The following is a 5,607-nucleotide window of genomic DNA, read 5'->3' as shown; positions in this document are numbered from 1 at the left end:
TCAGCGGGTGTGAGCTTCGTGACGGCGGTTATCGCCTGGAGACGCGTGTGCTCGTCAGGCGAATCCAGCGCCGCAGAGAGATACGGGATGGCGTCGGAGGTCCTCCGGGTCAACGCCCATTGCAAGGCACCCGCGACATTGAGGTCCTCCTCGCTCAACAGCGCGGTGACGAGTGTGCTGGTGGGCACCGAGTCGGCAGCGTCGAGAACCACCCGCTGGCGGCGTGACGGGTCAGGGGAACCGAGCCCCCGCATCAGGCCCACGATGGCCAGGACCTCGGTCCAGGATGCTGCAGCCTGGTCACGGACACCCTCCAGGCGGGTGATGAGTTCCTGCTCACGAGCGATCCGGGACCGTGTGCTCGCGATGAGGTCGTCGATCAACTCGGTCGGCGTGACATCGGCGTCCTCGAGGGTGTCGCGAATGGTCTGCAGCGACATTCCGAGTGCCTTGAGATGTTCGACCTGGACCAGACGTCTGACGTCGTCGTCGCTGTAGTCGCGATACCCGTTGCCGACCCGACTCCTCGGCGACACCAGGCCGATGGAGTCGTAGTGCCGCAACATCCGCGTACTGATCCCGGTCAGTCGCGAGAGCTCACCGATCTGCATCTGGCCCCAGCGCGATGATCCGACGCGCATCGAACGTCGCAGCATCGAAGCTCTCGTCGGGATCATCGAGCAGCCGTAGCGTGGCGATGGCGTGCTCGGCTGACGTGTCGTCGCCGCGGTCGGCGACCATCGTGACCACATCGCGGGCGGCCTCCCCGAGGCCCACGAGCGCCCGACTCAAGCTCAGCCGTAGGTCCCGGTCGCCACGCCCGAGTTGCGTGGCGAGCACACGGGCCAGCTCGCCGGCGCTGCCGGGTGGGACGAGAACGACACCGGCACGCCAGGCGCTGCGGGCCACCTCGTCATCGGGATGCTGAAGCAGGTGGCGGGTGATCGCGGACCAGGTGGTCGTGTCCCCGATCTTCGACAGGGTGTGGAGCGCTTGACTGCATGCCTGTGTCCGGACGCTCCCGAGTTCCTCGAGGAGGAGGGGGACCGTCAGCTGCGACGGGTGGCGGGTCAGCGCCCACGTCAGCATGTCTCGCACGTAGAAGTCGGACTCCGTCGCGCAGCGCTCGATCAGCATGGAGACATGAGACGGATCGGGATGTGAGCCCGCAGCGAGGGCCGCGCGCAGGCGCACCGAGGGCTGCGGATTGGTGAATGCGCGACGAAGGCGCTCCGCCGCGTCCGATGGGTGGGTCGATGTCATGGTGGTCCTCCTCACCACCCACTCAAGACGTTCACACCGTGTCAAGGTCAACACCGGTGACGACGGCGGCATGTCTCAGACCACGACAGACCGGAAATGGGTGATCATCCGCCACCCGTCGAGGGTGTGGAAGGCCAGACCCGGGGGTTGTGATGTGTTGACGATGTCGTCGCCCTCGCACGGGAGGTTGAGGGTCGACGACACTCCCGGTGCGATACACAGGGGTCGACCGGCGAAGCTGGTGACGGCTCCGGTGTGCGCGTGACCGCAGAGGAAGCCGACGATGTTCGGGTGCTTGGCGGCGACCGCGGCGAGCCGCTCCTCGCCGCGTTGACGGATGTTGTCCATGAACGGCATCAGCAGCATCACCGGCGGATGGTGGAAGCACACGAACACCGGGACCCGCGGTCCGACCGCGGTGATCTGCTCGTCCATCCATGCCAGCGTCGCATTGCTGAGGTAACCGTCGTTGCGACCGGGAACGCTGCTGTCACACATCAGGAACAGCGCACCGGCGATGACCTCGGCCCGGTTGATCGGGCTGTCGTGGGTGTGCCGGCCCAAGAGTCCGTAGCCGAACTCGTCGCGCCGATCGTGGTTGCCCGGGATGATCAGCGTCGGGATCGGCGACTGCAGCGTCGCCGCGGCCTCCTCGTACTGCGCGGGCGTGCCCTCGTCGGTGATGTCGCCGGTCACCACCAGGGCGTCGATCGACTCCGAGCGCGCCGCCAGGTAGTCGAGGACGGCCTGCACGCGCCGGCGATTGTGCTCACCGCCGTCGAAATGGAGATCGCTGATGTGTGCGACGGTCACCACGACACTGCTCCGAACTGCACCGACTCCGACCTCCCCGACTCTCCGTGACGATCAATGATCACAGATCCCCCGGCAACTTGTCCCTGCGGATGCCCCGCCAACTGGGGTGTCGCAGGTGTCCGGTGCTGGTCCAGTCCATGAATCGCACCTCGGCGACCACCTTCGGCAACACCCATACCGCGTCGTGCTCGACCGGCCGGTCGAGGCGATCGACGAACGGCGACGTCTTCCGTCGCAGCGGCGCGAGTTCCTCGGAGAGCGCGGTCAGCTGCTTGTCCGTCAGCCCGGTGCCGACCCGCCCGACGTAACGCAACCCGGTTTCCTCGGGCAGCCCGACGAGCAGCGAGCCGATGGTGTTGGCGCGGTTGCCTTTTCCTGGACGCCACCCGCCGACGACGACCTCTATGTCGCTCCAGTTCTTCTGTTTGAGCCACGTCTGTGAGCGTCGGCCCTGCTGGTAGACCGAGTCGCGGCGCTTGGCCACGACACCCTCCCAGCCCTTCTCCCGACTCTGGGCCACCGCCTCGACACCGGAGCCGATGAGCAGCGGCGGCACCTCGATCGCCGGGTTGGACGCAAAGACCGGCGCGAGTTCGTCGAGTAGCGCGCGACGGTCCTCCCACGTCATCCGGATCAGCGACGAACCGTTCAGGTACAGCACGTCGAAGAGCAGCAGCTTGATGTCGAACGCCTCGTCGGTGTGCGCGCGGCTCGCCAACAGCGTGAAGTTGGTTCGCCCGTTGCTGTCGACGGCCACCACCTCGCCGTCGAGCACCGCGTCGATGAGCCCGAGGTCGTCGGCGACGGAGTGCAGCTGCGGGAAGTCCTTGGTCATGTCGATCCCGGACCGGCTGCGCAGTCGGAGTTCGCCCCGGGTGTACTCCAGCAGGATGCGGTAACCGTCCCACTTGCCCTCGAATGCCCACTTGCTCGCGTCGAGTTTCTCGACGGGGTCCTCGGTGGCCAGCATGGGGCGCGGATCGCGCAGGCTGTCGGGCAGGATCGGTCGCGGTTCGTCCGGCATGAGGTGGGCGAGCCAGTTCTTCTCACCGGTCTTGATCAGCGCATAGCGGCCCTGGATGCGTTCGCCGTGCAACCGGACGATGACCTCGTTGTCGCGCCACTTCTCGGTCTCGTAGGTGCCGTGATCCCAGATCTCGACATGCCCGCCGCCGTACTCGCCGGCCGGGATGTCGCCGGAGAACGTCGCGTAGTCCAGCGGATGGTCCTCGGTGTGCACTGCGAGCCGGTTCTGGTCGCCGTCGAGCGGCAGGTTCTTCGGCACCGCCCACGAGACCAGGACACCGTCGCGTTCGAGTCGGAAGTCGTAGTGCAGGCGTCGCGCATGGTGCTCCTGGATGACGAAGATCGGCGCGGCGGGTTCGTCGGCGGAGGCGGTACTCGCGTGTTCGGTGGCGCCGAACGGCTCCGGGGTCTTCGCCTCGTCGCGCTTGCGCCGGTACTCACCCAGGTCGACGACCTCGCGTTCGCCCTCGGCGGGGGTGGCCGGTGGCGCCTCGGGGGCGTCGATGGCGTCGTCGAGCCCGGCCAGGATGTCGCCGTGGGTGTCGATGCGCTCGAGCACCTCGGTGAAGTCGAGCTGCCGGATGTCGCTGTCGTCGAACTCGTCCCAGAAACGGGGGGCCGCGGCCCACGGGCGTTCCCGACCACGCAGCGAGTACGGCGACAACGTCGTCTTCGAGCCGCTGTTCTGGCTCCAGTCGATGAACACCTTTCCCGGACGCAGCGCCTTGCTCATCGACGCGGTGACGTCGTCGGGTCGTTCGGCGGCCAGTGCGGTCGCGATCTGCTTCGCGACGGTCCGCGCGCCGTCGGACGACACCGCCCTGGGCAACGGCGCGTAGACGTGGATTCCCTTGCTGCCACTGGTCACCGGGTACGAGTCCAAGCCCGCGCTCGCCAACAGGTCACGCACCATCAGGGCTATCTCCGCGCACTGCGACAGCGCGACATCCGGACCCGGGTCGAGATCGAGGACCAGGCGGTTCGCCCGTCGATCCACCTTGGCCATCGTGACCTCGGTGGCGTCGGGCGGGAACGTCCATTGCGGCACATGCAGTTCGAGCGCCGCCTGCTGCCCGAGCCACACCAGGTCGGCGCGCGAGGCCGCCACCGGATACGTCGCTTCCCGGTCGCTGTGCTCGATTGACCGGCGCTCGATCCATCTCGGCGCGCTGTCGGGCAGGTTCTTCTCGAAGAACGGTTGCTTCTCGACCCCGTCCGGCCACCGCTTGCGGGTGATGGGGCGCCGCCAGAGGTGCGGCAGCATCACGTCGGCGACGCGGTTGTAGTAGTCGATCACCTCGTACTTGCGGGTCCCGGATGCGGGGTAGATGACCTTGTCGAGATGGGTGACGGCGACGTGCCGTCCATCGACGTCGATCGAGTCACCTGGGGCCATGAGTCCAGTTTCGCACCGACAGCCGGCGCGGGCGATCCATGGGTCTGTCCGCTGTCACATATAAAAGAAACGCGGCTTTTATCATACGAGTGCATATATTTTGTAAATGCGTTCGTCTGCGCATTGATTGTATGTTTTGCACGCCAAAACATACAATTTTCAACGGTACTTCTTTTCGGGTTTTATCTTGGTGGAACCGCAGATAGATGTACTCTTCGGAAGCATGGTCGGACCGCTTGACCCATCGTTGGAATAGTGGTGACGGCAATGATCGATACATCATCAGCCAGCCCGGAATTCGTCTCGAAGAATATGGATCATGGTATCGGAATTCGCTGGTCCTGCTTGTAGCGATGGTGCGACCGCAGCACGGAACATCGTTCCGTGGAACGCAAGGCCGTCGCGGCCTCTCACAATGAAGGAAACACAATGAAGAGAAGTTTCATCGGCGCCATGGCTGCCGGAATGATGGTGGCCGGAGCGGCCGTCGCAATGAACCCCGGGGTGGCGTCTGCCCAGCCGGAGTTCTTCGCCTACCAGGGGTCGATCGTCGACCCTGACGGAGGGACACACCCGCTCGACTCCCAATTCGGAAACAAGTTCCGGGTCGAGCTCGTCGTCGGCGACTTCGAGGGCGCTCGGATCTCCTGCAAACTCACCCTCTTCGCCAACGGGAACGAGCGGGCCCTCTCGACCTCGACCATCTCCCTGAAGCGGACGGATATAGGGACCTTCGGCTCCAAGACCACCAGCGCGTTGAAGCCGGGGAGTTATTACGCGGTCACACGATGCTCCTCGGGTGGTGCGGACACCGTCCGGGACAACTCTTTCACCATCGTCAACGCTCCTCCGCTGACCATCTCGGGGACCGCGACCTGCTACCAGGGCAATCAGGAGGGCGGGAAGAACGGCTTCGTCCGACCCGTCGGCCTGGATCTGGTGGCCGACGGCAGGACCTACCCGGTCCGACTCAGTGGGGCGACGTCGGGTGAGAACCGTTCGACGACGTCCAAGTTCACGTTCAAGTCGTACAGCTCGGATGCCTATACGGCGCAGCTCAAGTGTGGCGGAACTGCACGCAACCCGGGTCGGGTCTTCACCTTCCC

General features: G+C 65.5%; 5 protein-coding genes. 1 reads left to right on the top strand and 4 read right to left on the bottom strand.

Annotated elements, in window-relative coordinates; genetic code table 11:
• From JHC79_RS20655 to JHC79_RS20640, 4 genes are all read right to left on the bottom strand, one after another.
• Positions 1–611: MerR family transcriptional regulator (locus JHC79_RS20655; protein ID WP_296394366.1), on the bottom strand; the 611-nt coding region annotated here is incomplete at its 3' end.
• Positions 598–1,263, bottom strand: a complete 666-nt coding sequence (locus tag JHC79_RS20650; protein WP_296394363.1) for a HEAT repeat domain-containing protein — start codon at positions 1,261–1,263, stop codon at positions 598–600. The genes JHC79_RS20655 and JHC79_RS20650, both read right to left, overlap by 14 nt.
• A 75-nt stretch (positions 1,264–1,338) precedes the next feature.
• A complete protein-coding gene (locus JHC79_RS20645; RefSeq protein ID WP_296394361.1) occupies positions 1,339–2,079 on the bottom strand; it encodes a metallophosphoesterase in 741 nt (246 codons plus the stop codon).
• A gap of 58 nt (positions 2,080–2,137) precedes the next feature.
• Positions 2,138–4,501, bottom strand: a complete 2,364-nt coding sequence (locus JHC79_RS20640; RefSeq protein ID WP_296394359.1) for an ATP-dependent DNA ligase — start codon at positions 4,499–4,501, stop codon at positions 2,138–2,140.
• 429 nt (positions 4,502–4,930) lie between these two features.
• Between JHC79_RS20640 and JHC79_RS20635 the strand changes: the two genes are divergently transcribed.
• Positions 4,931–5,607 (top strand): hypothetical protein (locus tag JHC79_RS20635; protein ID WP_296394357.1); only part of this gene is annotated, 677 nt, incomplete at its 3' end.

The sequence above is a fragment of the Williamsia sp. genome (genome assembly GCF_016462415.1).
Taxonomy (GTDB): Bacteria; Actinomycetota; Actinomycetes; order Mycobacteriales; family Mycobacteriaceae; genus Williamsia_A.
Note: the sequence above shows the minus strand (reverse complement) of the source record. Positions and strands in the feature narration are given on the sequence as shown.

Excerpts from the sequence above, each read along its gene's own strand:
- JHC79_RS20650 (WP_296394363.1), bottom strand. The coding sequence starts at position 1,263 with ATGACATCGACCCACCCATCGGACGCGGCGGAGCGCCTTCGTCGCGCA.
- JHC79_RS20640 (WP_296394359.1), bottom strand. The coding sequence starts at position 4,501 with ATGGCCCCAGGTGACTCGATCGACGTCGATGGACGGCACGTCGCCGTC.